General features: G+C 58.2%; 15 protein-coding genes. 11 read left to right on the top strand and 4 right to left on the bottom strand.

Annotation, left to right across the window (positions count from 1 at the left end):
* Nucleotides 1-49: 49 nt before the first annotated feature.
* The gene (locus ACOTTU_RS03395; protein WP_425656078.1) at nt 50-940 is read right to left on the bottom strand and encodes a LysR family transcriptional regulator; all 891 of its coding nucleotides are present in this window, start codon (nt 938-940) and stop codon (nt 50-52) included.
* Between the two features lie 144 nt (nt 941-1084).
* Here ACOTTU_RS03395 and ACOTTU_RS03390 point away from each other — a divergent pair, with 144 nt between their 5' ends.
* From ACOTTU_RS03390 to ACOTTU_RS03380, 3 genes are all read left to right on the top strand, one after another.
* On the top strand, nt 1085-1705 hold the full coding sequence (locus ACOTTU_RS03390) for a glutathione S-transferase family protein (protein WP_425656077.1): 621 nt from the start codon (nt 1085-1087) through the stop codon (nt 1703-1705).
* A 55-nt stretch (nt 1706-1760) separates the two neighbouring features.
* Complete coding sequence (locus ACOTTU_RS03385) at nt 1761-2741, top strand: pyridoxamine 5'-phosphate oxidase family protein (RefSeq protein ID WP_425656076.1); 981 nt, start codon at nt 1761-1763, stop codon at nt 2739-2741.
* A gap of 131 nt (nt 2742-2872) precedes the next feature.
* Complete coding sequence (locus ACOTTU_RS03380; protein ID WP_425656075.1) at nt 2873-3499, top strand: HD domain-containing protein; 627 nt, start codon at nt 2873-2875, stop codon at nt 3497-3499.
* A gap of 37 nt (nt 3500-3536) precedes the next feature.
* Here ACOTTU_RS03380 and ACOTTU_RS03375 read toward each other — a convergent pair whose 3' ends face one another.
* Together ACOTTU_RS03375 and ACOTTU_RS03370 are read right to left on the bottom strand one after the other, a co-directional pair.
* The gene (locus tag ACOTTU_RS03375) at nt 3537-4514 is read right to left on the bottom strand and encodes a 2-dehydropantoate 2-reductase (protein WP_425656074.1); all 978 of its coding nucleotides are present in this window, start codon (nt 4512-4514) and stop codon (nt 3537-3539) included.
* A 1-nt stretch (nt 4515) separates the two neighbouring features.
* Complete coding sequence (locus ACOTTU_RS03370; RefSeq protein ID WP_425656073.1) at nt 4516-6045, bottom strand: acyl--CoA ligase; 1530 nt, start codon at nt 6043-6045, stop codon at nt 4516-4518.
* A gap of 93 nt (nt 6046-6138) precedes the next feature.
* On the opposite strand from ACOTTU_RS03370, the gene ACOTTU_RS03365 reads away from it, so the two are divergent.
* The 5 genes from ACOTTU_RS03365 to ACOTTU_RS03345 all read left to right on the top strand — a co-directional run bounded on the left by ACOTTU_RS03365 (nt 6139) and on the right by ACOTTU_RS03345 (nt 10488).
* Nucleotides 6139-6378 carry a hypothetical protein gene (locus ACOTTU_RS03365; RefSeq protein ID WP_425656072.1) on the top strand — a complete coding sequence of 80 codons (240 nt, stop codon included), beginning with the start codon at nt 6139-6141 and terminating at the stop codon, nt 6376-6378.
* A gap of 50 nt (nt 6379-6428) precedes the next feature.
* Nucleotides 6429-7115, top strand: coding sequence for a fumarylacetoacetate hydrolase family protein (locus tag ACOTTU_RS03360; RefSeq protein ID WP_425656071.1), 687 nt, complete (start codon nt 6429-6431; stop codon nt 7113-7115).
* Nucleotides 7116-7269: 154 nt separating this feature from the next.
* On the top strand, nt 7270-7971 hold the full coding sequence (locus ACOTTU_RS03355; protein ID WP_425656070.1) for a sulfite exporter TauE/SafE family protein: 702 nt from the start codon (nt 7270-7272) through the stop codon (nt 7969-7971).
* Between the two features lie 101 nt (nt 7972-8072).
* Nucleotides 8073-9902 (top strand): glycerophosphodiester phosphodiesterase family protein, encoded by a 1830-nt coding sequence (locus ACOTTU_RS03350; protein ID WP_425656069.1) that lies wholly within the window; start codon nt 8073-8075, stop codon nt 9900-9902.
* Nucleotides 9889-10488 (top strand): hypothetical protein, encoded by a 600-nt coding sequence (locus tag ACOTTU_RS03345; protein ID WP_425656068.1) that lies wholly within the window; start codon nt 9889-9891, stop codon nt 10486-10488. The genes ACOTTU_RS03350 and ACOTTU_RS03345 overlap by 14 nt, the downstream gene beginning before the upstream one ends.
* Nucleotides 10489-10544: 56 nt before the next feature.
* Here the strand turns inward: ACOTTU_RS03345 and ACOTTU_RS03340 are convergent, their stop codons facing one another.
* Nucleotides 10545-11417 carry a LysR family transcriptional regulator gene (locus tag ACOTTU_RS03340; RefSeq protein WP_425656067.1) on the bottom strand — a complete coding sequence of 291 codons (873 nt, stop codon included), beginning with the start codon at nt 11415-11417 and terminating at the stop codon, nt 10545-10547.
* Between the two features lie 102 nt (nt 11418-11519).
* On the opposite strand from ACOTTU_RS03340, the gene tmpA reads away from it, so the two are divergent.
* From tmpA to ACOTTU_RS03325, 3 genes are all read left to right on the top strand, one after another.
* Nucleotides 11520-12662: a 2-trimethylaminoethylphosphonate dioxygenase gene (tmpA, locus tag ACOTTU_RS03335; RefSeq protein WP_425656066.1), complete on the top strand. Its 1143-nt coding sequence runs from the start codon at nt 11520-11522 to the stop codon at nt 12660-12662.
* Nucleotides 12659-13255 (top strand): (R)-1-hydroxy-2-trimethylaminoethylphosphonate oxygenase, encoded by a 597-nt coding sequence (gene tmpB, locus ACOTTU_RS03330; protein ID WP_425656065.1) that lies wholly within the window; start codon nt 12659-12661, stop codon nt 13253-13255. The genes tmpA and tmpB overlap by 4 nt, the downstream gene beginning before the upstream one ends.
* Nucleotides 13256-13357: 102 nt before the next feature.
* Entirely contained in the window at nt 13358-14908 is a 1551-nt protein-coding gene (locus tag ACOTTU_RS03325) for an acetolactate synthase large subunit (protein ID WP_425656064.1), read from the top strand.
* Nucleotides 14909-14920 lie beyond the last annotated feature (12 nt).

The following is a 14920-nucleotide window of genomic DNA, read 5'->3' as shown; positions in this document are numbered from 1 at the left end:
CGGAATGCGCAAGTCCGTCTGCGCCGACCTGTCGCAGCAGAAATCGCGATTACCACCGCCCGGCATAGCAATCGACCAAGTGATCGATCAGCGCCCGCACTCTGGCGGTCAGATGACGGTTTGGCGGGTAGAGCGCGTAAAGTCCCATGTCTGCGGTCTTGTAGTCTTCAAAAAGCCGTTCCAATCGCCCCTCGTTCAGCGCGGTTTCAACGGCGTAATAGGGGCTCATGGCGATGCCCCCGCCCGCGATGGCGATCCCGGCAATGGCGGCTGGGGCATTCGCGTGAAAAGCGCCGGATACATGCGCAGAATGGCTGGTACCGTTCTTGGAAAAGGGCCAGTTTTGCGGTGCGTCACGGCCATCGTTAATCAGGCAGTTATGGGTCGAAAGCGCTGCCGGGTGATCCGGTTTGCCATGCAAAGCCAGATACTCCGGTGCCGCACAGACAATGAGCGGCATGTCCGAAAGCTTGCGTGCCACCAGCGTTGAATCAGGCAAGGCACCGATGCGAATACCCAAATCGAGCCCCTCTTCGACCAGTGCCACACGTGTATCTGTCAGGCGCAAATCGAGCGTTACATCCGGATGGCGCGCCATGAATTCCTGCAAGGGCGGTATGAGTTTGGTGCTGCCAAATCCGGTCGGCGCGGTCAGCCGGATGGGACCGGATAGCGCCGTCTGGTGATCCTGAACAAGCGCTTCAAGCTCATCAAACTGATCCAGCAAAGGGGTGCATCGCTCCAGATATGCGCGACCGGAGGCTGTCAATGCCACGCTTCGCGTTGTACGGTTAAAGAGCTGCACCGCCAGCCGGTTCTCCAACTGCGCCACATATTTGCTGACAATCTTGGTGCTGACGCCCAGTCTCTTTCCCGCGGCGGTAAAAGACCCTTCCCGTGCCACCGCCACAAAGGCACGCATCGTTTCGATCTTATCCATCGGATTTGCAGCTTCGCATAATTATCCTCATTATGTTCATAAAATTTCTATATTTTAGATCATTATATTTATTTAATACATATCGTAAATCCCTGTCATGGTCAGGAATTCACCAGACCACCAGATATGACGAGGACCCGCTTAATGCCTTCTCCCATTCGCATTCATCGCTTTGCAAAATCCGGTCACAGCCACCGTGTCGAATTATTTGCCAGTCTGATCGGCATTGATCATGAGTTGATCGATGTTGATCTTGCAAACGGCGCGCAGAAATCCGAAGCCTTCTTGTCACTGAACCCCGCCGGGCAGGTGCCGGTGATCGAGGATGGCCAGAGCGTCATTTCGGATTCCAACGCGATCCTTGTCTATCTGGCGCGCAAATTTGCTCCCGACTGGTTGCCCAGTGATCCTCTGAACGAAGCGCAGGTGCAGCGGTTCTTGTCCCTCGCCGCCGGTGAGATCGCCAATGGTCCTGCCGCGGCGCGGTTGATCACCGTCTTTGGTGCACCTTTGGACGCCGACCGCTGCCAGACGATTGCGAGCATTGCTTTGGGGCGTCTTGAACAGCATCTTGAGGGCCGCGACTGGCTGGTCGGCACCCGTCCCAGCATCGCGGACGTCGCAATCTACAGCTACACCGCGCATGCGCCTGAGGGAAACGTCTCTCTTGATCCCTACCCCAAGGTACGCGCCCTGTTGGCCCGCATCGAAGCACTGCCCGGTTTCGTTCCGATGCCGGCAACCAACGCGGGCCTTGTTGCCTGAAAAACGCCACGCGCGGCGATCTGTCACCGCGTGCCCCCTTCCAGGGAGTGTCCCAATGACCCAGAATACCGGCTGGCAAGAAGCGACGTCACCGTTTCACAAAGGCGAACGCGCAGCACAGGAAATAGTTGGCGTTCGTGAAAGAGTAGAGATGATTGGGCGTCGCGGTGTAAGGGATTTCATGCCTGATCAGCACCGCGCATTTTACGAAAGCCTTCCGATGATCTTTGCCGGTCATGTAGACGCGGCAGGCTGGCCCTGGGCATCGGTCTTGTATGGCGGGCAAGGGTTCATCAGATCGCCGGATACCCGCAAATTGACGATCAAGGCGCGTCCCTTTGCTGGGGATCCGCTGGCCGCTTCGCTTCGCGTCGGCAGTGCTATGGGGTTTGTAGGTATGGGTCTCAACAACCGGCGTCGCAACCGGGTCAATGGCCGGGTCAGCCGTGTTGCGGAGGGAGAATTCGATCTGATGGTCGACCAATCCTTTGGCAATTGTCCACAATATATCAAAACCCGTGACGTTTCCGAGGTGCAGCAACCGACATCGGCACGCCCGCACGAGACGCTGACCGCCCTGGATGCAGAGGCCCGCAAGCTCATCACAGGTGCGGAAACCTTCTTTGTCGCGACGGCCAATCTCTCCGAAACGGCGGAGACGGTTGCCCATGGCGCGGACATGTCGCACCGAGGGGGCAACGCCGGTTTCGTGAAGGTTGAGAGCGACACTCTCACCATCCCGGATTTTTCCGGCAACAATTTCTTCAACACGCTTGGAAATATGATCGAAACCCCACGCGCGGGTCTTCTGTTCATCGACTACACCAATGGTGATCTGCTGATGATCAGTGGCACAACCTCCATTGTCTGGGATGCTCGCGAAGTAGCGGATTTTGACGACGCAGAGCGCTTTTGGCGCCTTAAGGTGCGTAAGATGCACCGGTTGCGCGCGGCCCTGCCGGTCAGCTGGACAGAGCAGGAGGCAGCACCAAATCTGAAAAATACCGGGTCATGGCATGATGGTTCGAAACCCTGACATAAACGACCGTGCATCACGCGGGACTAGACGAATTTGTACCTGTTGTCGTCATGGGGTGCATTTGGTAGCCGATGGAGATGGATTTCCTGTCACGTTTCGCCCCGCACGAAAATATCGCCAGCCGATTGTTGCCATTTGTTTCTGAGGCAACCGATGACGGATCGCACGACCTGTCGCATATCTTGCGTGTATGGCAAAATGTTCGAGCCCTGAGTGCCCATGAGGGCGGGGACATGGTCATTCTGACGGCCGCGACCCTGCTCCACGATTGCGTCGAGGTTCCCAAAAACGCGCCGTTGCGATCTTCGGCCTCTCGCATGGCGGCCGAGAGGGCATCTCAATTGCTGAGCGGTCTTGGCTGGGATCAGGACGCTATCAACAACGTCGCCCATGCCATCGAGGCACATAGCTTTTCTGCCAATGTCATTCCAACCACAGTGGAGGCCAGAATTCTACAGGATGCCGATCGCCTTGACGCGATTGGTCACATTGGCATTGCGCGATGCTTTTACGTTTCGGGACGGCTCAACCGGTCCATCTATGATCCTGCGGACCCCGATGCCTCAAGGCGCGCGCTGAACGACAGCACATATGCGATTGATCACTTCCACACCAAGCTGCTGCATCTCGCCGGGTCCTTCAAGACAGAGACCGGTGCCCACATCGCAAAGGACCGGCACGCGGTCATTCAAAAGTTTCTGGACGGATTGCTCAGAGAAATCTCCGCCGACCCAGCCGAGGCTGATAAAAGCTGACCAGCCAAGGCAGATCCCTCCCTCCGCGACTTGCAGATCAATAGAGTCCGGCAGTTCGGGCACGAAGTTGTACCAGCGCCAGAACCGTGTCGATGGTCGGCGTCGGTGTCTGTGTGATGCGGCCCAGCTCCTGAACGGACCCGACCAGCGCGTCGATTTCCATTGGGCGGTCTGCATCCAGATCCTGCAGCATCGACGTGCGATGTGCACCCACCGCTGCACCGCCATCGATGCGACGCTCGACGTCGATCGGGAACCTGACACCCAGCTTTTCGGCGATGGTCTGCGCCTCAACCATCATCCCGCGCGCAACATTCCGCGTGCCGGTATCTGTGCACAATACATCCAGGGTCGCATGGGTCAGCGCTGAAATCGGATTGAACGACAGGTTGCCCCAGAGCTTCACCCAGATTTCATCGCGCAATCGCGGCCGTACAGGCGCCTTCAGACCGGCGGCCATCAGAGCCTTGGACAGTGCGACGGCGCGGTCAGATTTTGCGCCATCCGGCTCTCCCAGAGAAAACCGGTTGCCTTCGATGTGCCGGACAGTGCCGGGTTCAATCACCTCTGCCGCGGGGTAGACCACACAGCCCAGTACGCGGTCAGGGCCAAACCCATTCCACTGCGCATCACCGGGATCAACGGACTGCAAGCGCGTGCCCTCAAGAGGTCCACCGATCTTGTGAAAATACCACCACGGTACGCCGTTCACACCGCTGACAATCGTTGTGTTTTCGCCGATCAGGGGCCGCATTTTTGGCACTACCGGCGGCACTGAATGGGCTTTTAGCGTGACAATCACGTAATCCTGCGGCCCCAGATCCTCAGGATCCGCACTTGCCTGGACTTGAACGCGGCTTTCGACCCCATTCTCTTCGAGCAGGGTCAGACCTCTGCTTTTCATCGCTTCAAGATGTGGTCCACGTGCAACCAGGCTGACATCGGCACCGACCTGCGCCAGTTTGACCCCCATGTAGCCGCCAATCGCACCGGCACCGAAAATACAAATTTTCATCTTACGCCTGCGCCACCAATCCCAGTTTTTCCGCAAGACCGATACGTTGCATCTTGCCGGTCGCCCCTTTTGGAATTTCCTCCATGACAATCACCTTTCGGGGAACCTTGAAATCCGCGATACGTTTTGCCGCAAAATTGCGGATGTCCTGTTCGCTGGCTGTCTGTCCTTCGTGCAGAACGACGGCTGCCGCGACATCTTCCCCCAGTTTCGGGTGAGGCAATGCAAAGGTGACCACCTGTGCAATGGCAGGATGATCCAACAACACACCGTCCACTTCCAGCGGGCTGATCTTTTCACCGCCCCGATTGATGATCTCCTTCAGGCGACCGGTCAAAACGAGATATCCATCCTCGTCAAAAGCCCCCTGGTCGCCAGTGCGAAACCACCGATGTCCTTCAGCTTGAAAGAAGCTCTTTTCATTGGCTTCGGGGTTGCCTTCGTAACCGGGTGTGACATTGGGGCCGGAAATGACCACCTCACCCGTGCCGTCGATTAAATGGTTTTCCACCTCATGAGCGATGCGCACCATAGGTCCCGCCTCAACACCAACCGCCCCGGGTTTTTGGGCGCCCGGGTCCAGCGGGTTGGAGGCCATCTGGTGGGCGGCTTCTGTCATGCCGTAGCCTTCGATGACCGGCGCATTGAAAGTTTCATTGAGCGCCAGCATGACCTGTGCCGGCAAGGAGGCTGACGAGGATCGCAGAAACCGCAAGCTTGTCTGCCTGATCACGTCTTCATTCCGACCGGCGCGCGCAAGGATTGCCTGATGCATCGTGGGCACGGCGGTATACCAGGTTGGTTGCGCCGATTTCATCCAACCGAAAAATCGCAACGCATCGAAGCCCGGTGCGCACCAGACCGAGGCGCCCGCCGCAAGCGAGGCCAATACCGCCGCGATCAGTCCATGAATATGGAACAAGGGCATCACATTCAGGCAGCGATCCGTCGCCGCGAGGTTAAGCGACATCCGGACATGATCCGCAGAGGCGGCAACATTGGCTTGCAACAACGGCACGATCTTGGGCCGCGAGGTTGTCCCAGACGTGTGCAAGATCAACGCCACATCATCGTGCTGGATTTCTTTTTTCTCTGCTATTCCAGCGCTTTCAGAGCTCAGATTGAAGTATCCAGCCGGAGCGCCAACAGGTACCCGCAAGCGGATGATGATCATGCCCAGTTTCTGTGCAACAACCAATGCCGCACCGGAATACTCCTCTGTTACGATGATGGCTTTTGCGCCTAGATCACCGAGATAGAATTCATACTCTTCTTCTCTGTAGGCCGGGTTCAACGGCGCGGTTGTCGCAACCTGAGCGACGGCGACAAAAGCGGCGGCCATCTCCGGGCCATTGGGCAGCACGATGGCGACACGGTCCGCCTTAGCAATCCCCATCCCGTTGAGCGATGTTGCCACTTCCGACGACAGATCGCGCAGGCAACCATAGGTCATCCAGGCGCGATCCGGCGCCCCGATGGCCAACCCGGTCCTGTCGTGATCAGAAATCAATGAGTGCACCGTCTTGCGCATGACCCTTCCCCTCTTGAATTTTCCAGCAACCGAGCCAGGTGCAACCCGCAATCTGGTTCATCTGAATGCTGATGCCACGAAACGCTTGATCCGGTGGGGCAGAAGCTGCCGGGCAGCACCGGTTTTGGATTTGTCGTGCATGGCGGCATGAACTCTCAAGTGCTCGGTGCTGTCAATCAACTAATTGATCACAAGCTCTTGTTTGAAGGCAATTTAAGCAGCTTGGCGTATCAGCCTTTCAGACTGCAACGCAATTTGTCCGCCCTCGCAAAAGGACTGCACCCCCCAAACCGCGTCACCAACGCTGAGGAAAGTCAGACCCATTGCGGTTGAATGGCAAAGCGCTATGGTCCTGACGAAACGCCAGTTCCTCGGGGAGACACATGCTAGATTTCGTGATTGAAACGCCACCGGTTGTCGCTTTGCCCGTGGTCGGATCGGAGGCGCTTTTCCCGGTGCGCAGAGTTTACTGTATCGGTCGAAATTATGCCGCACATGCCATCGAAATGGGGCATGACCCGGATCGTGAAGCACCGTTTTTCTTTCAGAAAAACCCTGACAACCTCGATACAAGCGGCATTTTTCCTTACCCGCCTCACTCAGCCGACGTCCATCACGAAGCTGAACTCGCAGTCATGTTGGCATCCGGCGGCACCAATATTCCCATAGAGTCGGCGCTCGACCACGTATTCGGGTATGCGATCGCCTTGGATATGACGCGCCGTGATCTTCAGGCAGAAATGAAGAAAGCCGGGCGTCCCTGGGAGATTGGCAAGGCGTTCGAACGATCCGCCCCCGTTGGTCAGGTGCATCCCGTTTCGCAAACCGGGCATTTGGATCATGGGGCAATCACCCTGACCGTGAATGGCGAAACCCGCCAGGAAGGTGATCTGAACCAGATGATCTGGAAGACCGCCGAAATGATTGCCTATCTCTCACAATATTTCGAGCTCGCAGCAGGAGATGTGATCCTCTCCGGCACACCCGCAGGCGTCGGCCCTGTCGTTAAAGGAGAAACCATGGAGGTTTTCATCGAAGGTCTGGGCAGCATCTCTGTGGCTGTTGTTTAACCGCTCCGGGGGCCTCGCCCCCGGTCGACGCCCCATCCAATGATAGGCCCGGTGCCATGACTAAATACTCCCACATCCCGCAGCGAACCGCCCTATGATCGCGGAGGTGTTAAACGCAGGTCTCGGTTGGCCCGTCGCCCTAGCTTTGATGGGAATGAGCTTTCTCGCATCGTTGATCACCGCCGGCTTCGGGATCGGCGGGGGCGTGTTGATGCTGGCAATGCTGGCTTCCCTACTACCAGCGGCGGCCGTCATACCCGTTCATGGATTGGTGCAGGTGGGGTCCAACGCCGGGCGCTGTTTCCTCTTTCGGCGCGAAATCTACACCGCCGTGATGATGCCCTTTGTTGTCGGATCCTTGATCGGGATCGTGCTGGGGGGCCTCTTTGTCGTGCAACTCGATGCGGGCGTTCTGCAAATCGCCGTTGGTCTCTTTATTCTCTGGTCCGTTCTCTTCAAGCCCCCTGCGCTGATGCGCAAATCAGCTGGCATCACCGGTGTTATCTCCAGCTTTCTGACAATGTTCTTTGGAGCGACCGGGCCTTTCGTGGCCGCCTATGTAAAATCACTGGAATTGAACCGGGTCAGCCATGTCGCAACTCAGGCCACGTTCATGACCATTCAACATCTGCTGAAAACCTTCACCTTCGGACTGCTTGGATTTGCCTTTTCTCAATGGGCGGGGCTGATTACCCTCCTCATCCTCTGCGGGTTTCTGGGCGCTATGGCGGGGCGGCTTGTACTGCTGCGCAGCAATGAAGTTGTTTTCAAACGGATATTGAGCATCATCCTGACGGTTCTCGCCCTTCGTCTGATCTATGGGGGAGCAAGCAGCCTCTTCGCATCGGGTCCCTGAAAAACACATGACGCGGATCGGCGCAGCGTTTAGGGTCGGTCCAGACGGCATCCATAACTTGCCAGCCACGACACGTATCAAACCGGGCAGCCCCTGACATCATGACCGTACTGCAAGCCTATCAAGACACCTGGGCCCGTCGCGGGATTGTCGTTCCCATTTTCATCGCTGTACGCCTGCTGAGCATTGCGGTGATACTGCCCCTGACCACCCTGATCGTCACCCTGGCAATCTCCATATCGGGTCAGGCCGCCCTCACAGATCAGGCCATCGCCCATTTCTTCTTTTCGCCCATGGGGTTTCCCATCTTCCTCGGGATTTCGGCGATCATTCTGCTGGCGTCGATCATCGGCCTCGCGGCGATGACGGTTTCATTCCAAAGCCAAAGCCAAAATAGCTTCGAAGCCTTGCACGCAACAATGATGCTGCTGGGCGAGCGGTTCTACCTACTTGCCAATTTTGCCGTCCGATTTGTTTTGCGCATCTTGCTGATCACGGCGCCTTTTGCGCTGGCGGCCGCGTTTATCGCCGGGCGCTACTTCGGTGATTACGACATCAACTATTATCTGACCGCCCGACCGCCGGAATTTTTGAGCGGGTTGGCGATGATCGCAGTGCTTATGGGCGTGATGCTGGTGATTCTGTTGCAACGCCTGCTGCTCTGGGCCGTGGCGCTTCATCTGGTGCTCTTTGACAATATCCATCCACGCGACTGCTTTGCGCGGAGTGCCGAGACCATGGCGGGTCAACGCTGGCGTCTTCTGCGCGGCCTGTTGATCTGGTTGGGCATCCGCACCGTCTTGGCCTTTGTTCTGGCATTGGTTTTCGGGTGGCTGATCCGTCATGCGGCAGATGGGTTCGGCGCGGCCTTGCGCACCAAACTGACCTTTGCCATGTGCCTTGCTGCGGCCTGGACGGTCTGTGGTATGATCCTGAGCGCCATCGCATTGGGTGCTTTGGCCCGACTGCTCTACAGGCTTCATGACGATGACCACCCGGTCAAACCACTCGATGTACCCGCCACAGCCAGTTTTTTGAGACCGCGGTGGATGCTCTTGGGCGCGATCGCCCTCGCGCTGTTTGGGATCGTGGGCGGTGGTGTGCTCATCAACCGCGTGCAAAGTGCGGAAACCATAGAAATCATCGCCCATCGGGGGGCTGCGGGTGTGCGCCCTGAAAACACGCTCGCCTCGATCCGCAAAGCCGTCGAGGACGGGGCCGATTGGGTAGAAATTGATGTCCAGGAAACGGCGGAGGGTGAGGTCGTTGTCATGCACGACAGCGATTTTATGAAACTGTCCGGGGTTGATCTGAAAATCTGGGAGGCCACTGCAAAGGATCTGGCCGATCTCGATATCGGTAGCTGGTTTGATCCGACCTATGCGTCCGAGCGCATCCCGTCACTTGCCGAGGTGCTGGAGATTACACGCGACAAATCAAAGCTGCTGATCGAGCTGAAGTACTACGGCCATGACGAAGACCTGGAAGCCCGCACCGCAGCCATTGTCGAAGCGGCAGGCATGTCGGATCAGGTGGCAACCATGTCCCTCAAATACCCCGCCGTGCAAAAAATGAAGGCGTTGCGCCCGGAGTGGTCTGCCGGTGTTCTGGCCGCGACGGCGCTTGGAAATCTGGCTGCTCTGGACGCGGATTTCATCGCCGTCAGCACCTCCATGGCCGGGCCGCATCTGGTCCGCAGCGCCCGCAATCAGGGAAAGAAGCTGTATGTCTGGACCGTGAATGAGCCGTTGACCATGTCCGCCCTGATGTCGATGGGCGTGGACGGCATCATCACCGATGAACCGGCCCTGGCAAGGCAGGTGATGGAGGCAAGATCCGACCTGACGACATCCGAGCGCTTGTTCATCCTGTTCGCGGACCGTTTCGGGTTGACCTTCGATGAAGACGAGGCGGCAAATGATCGGCCGTAAAGCGTTTTTTGCCATTGCGATCCTTTTGATCGCCGGTCCGGTTCACGCTCAGGAAGTGACCGGCTTCGGCCGGTTCACCGAACTGCCTGCGCACAGGGCACTGGTGGCGCAAAGCATCGAGGCGAAAGTGACGGGTTTTACCACCGATGGCTGCAGCGGTGGCATGTCGGACATCTGGCGCGCAGCTTCCCGACAGTTCCCGGAACTGGCAAATACCTACGGATCAAAACCTCCGTGGGAAGCTTGCTGTGTCACCCATGATCGTCGCTATCATAACGCAGGCGGTGCCCGAAATGCGGTGAAGAGCTACCAAGCCCGATTGCGCGCAGACAAGGCATTGAAAGCCTGCGTTCTGGCGCGGGGCAAACGTGCGGTCAAGGCCCAGCAAGAGCTTGAAGACGGCAGCCCCGAGACCGTGCGGCTGGCCTATACCAGCATCGCCGAAGCCATGTATTACGCTGTGCGCGCGGGCGGCGGCCCCTGTTCCGGCTTGAGTTGGCGTTGGGGCTATGGCTACCCCAACTGCTCGGTGTTGCGCGGTACCGGTGTTGATGGGCTGGCGCGGGGCAATCCTACGTCGAATTAGCAAACGTCACCTTGGCGGCTTGCGGTTGCAAGCCTTGGCACAGGTCGTCGCTCTGTTCAGGTTGGCGGAGGTGCACCTGTGAACTGCGCATGCATGCGACGCCAGGCGGAAGGCGTGATCTGGTCAGTATCTGCGATCATCCAATAGGTCTCCGGCGTCTCCAACTGCGCCTTGGACAAGCGCACCAACTCTCCAGCGCCCAGCGGCCCGGTGCAAAGCGGCAGGGATGCCAACAAAACCCCCTTCCCCGCCAGCGCAGCCGCAAGCGCTGCTGCAAAACTGTCAAACCGCATCCTTGGCACCGGTGTTGTCGGATCTCCCGAAAACCGCGCCCATTCCTGCCATCCGGCGCGAGGACCCGACACCGCGATGCGCGGCAGGCTGCGCCAATCACGGGCTTGCGCAATCAGTTTTGGCGCAGCAACCGGGCTGAGCTGCTCTGCAAAAAGCTTTTCCTTGCGACCCGCGGCCCAATCGCCGGTCCCGTATTCAACCCGGATCATCGCATCGAGCTGCTGTGGCTGCGGTTGCAAAACGCGCGTGGAAAAAACGATCTGCACCCTGTCGCCTCCGGGTATGTTGCGCAATCGTGGCGCGAGCCATAGTTCGATGACCGACGCGCTTGCCGAGATCGTCAATTTCTCGCGTTGGCTGCCAAAAATCTCTTCGAAGCTCTCGTTGAGATTACGCATGGCCGCCGAGACATAGGGCAGCCAGGCCTCACCATCCACAGTCAGCGTGATGCCGCGCGCGCCGCGCAAGAACAACGGCCGACCAATGCGTCCTTCAAGGTTGGTGATGCGCTGGCTAACCGCAGCCTGGGTCACCTTCAGCTCTGAGGCTGCGGCTGTGAAACTGCCCAAACGACCGGCTGCTTCAAAACCGCGTATCCACTCCAAGGGTACTGAGTTCAGAGCAAACTCACTCATAAGAATTTCGTAGCCTTGGTGTCAGTTTTTCCACATCGTCATTATGGCTGAGGCATGAAATACTGCAAGCAGAACAACCGGTAAAAATGCAAGGCAACCGCCATGAATGACGTCAAAGTAAGCAAAGATGGCCAGCATCTCGAAGTTGAAACAACTGCCGGAAAGTTGCGGTTTCATGCCATCTGGCTGAGGGACAACGCCAGTGACGCAGGAACCCGGTCACCACAAAATGGCCAACGGCTGATTACCCTGCAGGACATCCCGCAGGACACGCGTATCGGAGCGGTGGCACTCTCTGACCACACGCTGACCGTAGGGTTTCAGCCCGAAGACAAAACCATCACTTACGACATCGATTGGCTGGTGCAAAACGCCTATGATCGCCCCCTGCCTGCACGCGCCGGCTGGGTCGCGGAGGGGATCGAGACCTGGGATCACCATCTGATGGATGCGGTGCCTTCGGCGCAATATGGTGATTTGGCCTCCAGCCCCCTTGCCCTCAGGGCATGGCTGTCCCGGTTTGCGCGTTACGGGTTTGCCAAACTCTCAGGTGGGCCCGTGCACGATCAGGCGCTCATGGGCATCGTGGATTGGTTCGGGCATGTGCGGGAAACCAACTATGGTCGCCACTTTGAGGTGCGTACCGAAGTGAACCCGACGAACCTTGCCTTCACCGGTCTGGGATTGCAGGCCCATACGGACAATCCCTACCGTGACCCGGTGCCGACACTTCAACTCCTCTACTGCCTCGAAAGCTCGGCTGCGGGCGGTGAGAACATGGTTGTGGACGGGTTTGCCGTCACCCGGAGATTGCAGGAGGAAAATCCGGACTGGTTCGATGTGCTGAGCCGTCACTGTGCCCGGTTCGAGTACGCCGGGGCAGACGACGTTTTGCTGCAATCCCGGCGCCCGATGATCGAACTGGCCCCCGATGGCGAACTGATTGCAGTACGCTTCAACAACCGTTCCGCCGCCGCAATCACCGATGTGCCGTTCGATGAGATGGCGCTTTATTACCAGGCCTATCGGCGCATGGGCGAGATCATTGACGATCCCGCGATGGAGGTGAGTTTTCGCCTGAACCCCGGTGACAGTTTTCTGGTCGACAACACCCGGGTGCTGCACGCCCGCAAGGGATATTCAGGATCAGGCACAAGGTGGTTACAGGGGTGTTATGCCGACAAGGATGCGCTGTTGTCGAAGCTGGCGGTCCTGCGGGCGCAGCATCCGGAGGCCGCGCAATGAGCAAACATCCGGTCACCAATCTGACGCCCGCCAACATCGTCGCCTTTCTCGAAGACATCTTTGAGCGGCGTGGCGGCGAGGAATACCTTGGCGAGCCCGTAACAATGGCTGAGCATATGCTGCAGGGGGCGACATTGGCGGAGCGCAGCGGTCAGGACGAGATCATCATCGTGGCGGCCCTGCTGCATGACATCGGGCATTTCACCAGCGAGTTTGGCACTTTCAGTATGGAAGACACCGAAGATCGCCACCACGAAGATGCGGGCGCAGATGTGTTGCAGGCGTTCTTTCCGACTCTGGTAACCGATTGCGTGCGGTTTCACGTGGCCGCCAAACGCTATCTCTGTGCGACCAGATCAGAATACTTCGCGCGCCTCTCGGCGGCATCCGTCCACTCGCTCAACCTGCAGGGCGGGCCGATGTCAGCGCAGGAAGTGAGCGCATTTGAGACCAACCCCAATCTGAGGGAGATCATTGCTGTGCGCTATCTTGATGACGCGGGAAAACACGCGGATATGGAAACACCCGCCTTTGCACATTTCGCGCCCATGGTGCAGCGCGTGGTGGATCAGCATTGCGGCCCCACTCGATAAGGGGAGCTCTTAGACCGACCCAATCCATCATCACCCGGCATTGTACCTGACGCCCCGGAATGTCATCCTGCGCCGATGCCCCCGCACACCAGGATCGGAGAGATGATGAACGGTGCCAACTCCCTTGTAAAAACGCTGCTGAAGAACGGCGTGGACACGGTTTTTGCCAATCCCGGCACCTCCGAGATGCATTTCGTTGCCGCACTGGACACTCACCCTGAAATGAACTGCGTGTTGTGCCTCTTTGAGGGGGGCACCACCGGTGCCGCTGATGGGTATTTTCGGATGAAACGCGATGTGGCCGGAACGTTACTTCACCTTGCACCCGGCTTTGGGAATGCTTTCGCCAATCTGCATAACGCCCGCAAGGCCAGCACGGGTGTCCTCAATGTCGTTGGGGATCACGCTACGCATCACCTGCGCTTTGAGAGCCCACTTAAGGGCGACATCGTTGGGATCAGTCAGGCGGTCAGCCATTGGACAAGGGTCTCCATGGACGCAACATGCGTGGCCGGTGACGGGGCAGATGCCATTCGCGCCGCACGGGCGTGTAACGGGCAGATCGCCACACTGATCCTGCCTGCTGATACGGCGTGGAACGCAGCCTCGGGCACCGCAGACAGCCACGCGCCGGCCCCGCTGCCTGCCCCCGGCGCCGCTGAGATTGAAGCCGCCGCCGCGAAGTTGCGAAACAAGGGTGCCGCGTTGATGATAGGTGGCAGCGCGCTCTTTGGGGAATTGCGTCAGCTTGCCGGAAAAATTGCCGCAAGAACGGGGTGCCGGCTGATGGTCGATACATTGATCCCCCGGATATCGAAAGGTGCTGGCACCGCACGGATTGATCAGTTGGTCTATCCCGTTGATCCGAAAATCGCGCAGCTGACCGAGACGACGTCAATTACTCTCGTTGGCACAGATCGCCCCGTGGCCTTTTTCGCCTATCCGGGCAAGCCCAGCGTGCCCGAACCGCCAGGTTGCAGCGTTACAGAGCTTTGCACGCCGGTCATGGATATTGCCGCGACCTTGGAAGCCCTTGCAGATGCGGTTGGCGTGACGACCGGGACGCAGCCCGAAACCGTCGCGCTCGATTTGCCGGATAAACCCTCAGGTGCGCTGACTTTGCAGAAAGTTGGTCAGGCGGTTGCGGCGCTGATGCCGGAAAACACCATTATCTGCAACGAATCCGTGACGTCTGGCTTTCATGTCATGCCGCCCACGGCGACCGCGCGACCCCATGACGTGCTGAGTGGCACCGGTGGCGCCATCGGGCTTTGTTTGCCCTGTGCCACGGGTGCTGCGATTGCCTGCCCCGATCGCAAGGTGATCGCTCTTACGGGGGACGGCTCGGCCATGTATACGCTGCAATCCTTGTGGACGATGGCGCGCGAAGGTCTTGATGTGACCGTTATCGTCTTTGCGAACCGTGGATATCAGATTCTGCGCGACGAATTGATCAATGTCGGTGTCGATTCTTATGGCCAGAATGCGCAGGCAATGTTTGATGTCGAAAATCCAACGCTGGATTGGGTGTCCCTTGCCAAAGGTCATGGCGTTCCCGCCATCCGCACCTGTGAGATGGAGGGGTTCATCCGCGCATTGCAAGCAGGTCTGGGAAGCGACGGCCCCTCACTGATCGAGGTGGTGTGCCCCTGACGGACCAACGGC

It is taken from the genome of Roseobacter sp. EG26 (assembly GCF_049830555.1).
Taxonomy (GTDB): domain Bacteria; phylum Pseudomonadota; class Alphaproteobacteria; order Rhodobacterales; family Rhodobacteraceae; genus Roseobacter.
The sequence above is the reverse complement of the archived record's forward strand: the minus strand, read 5'-3'. Positions and strand labels throughout refer to the sequence as shown.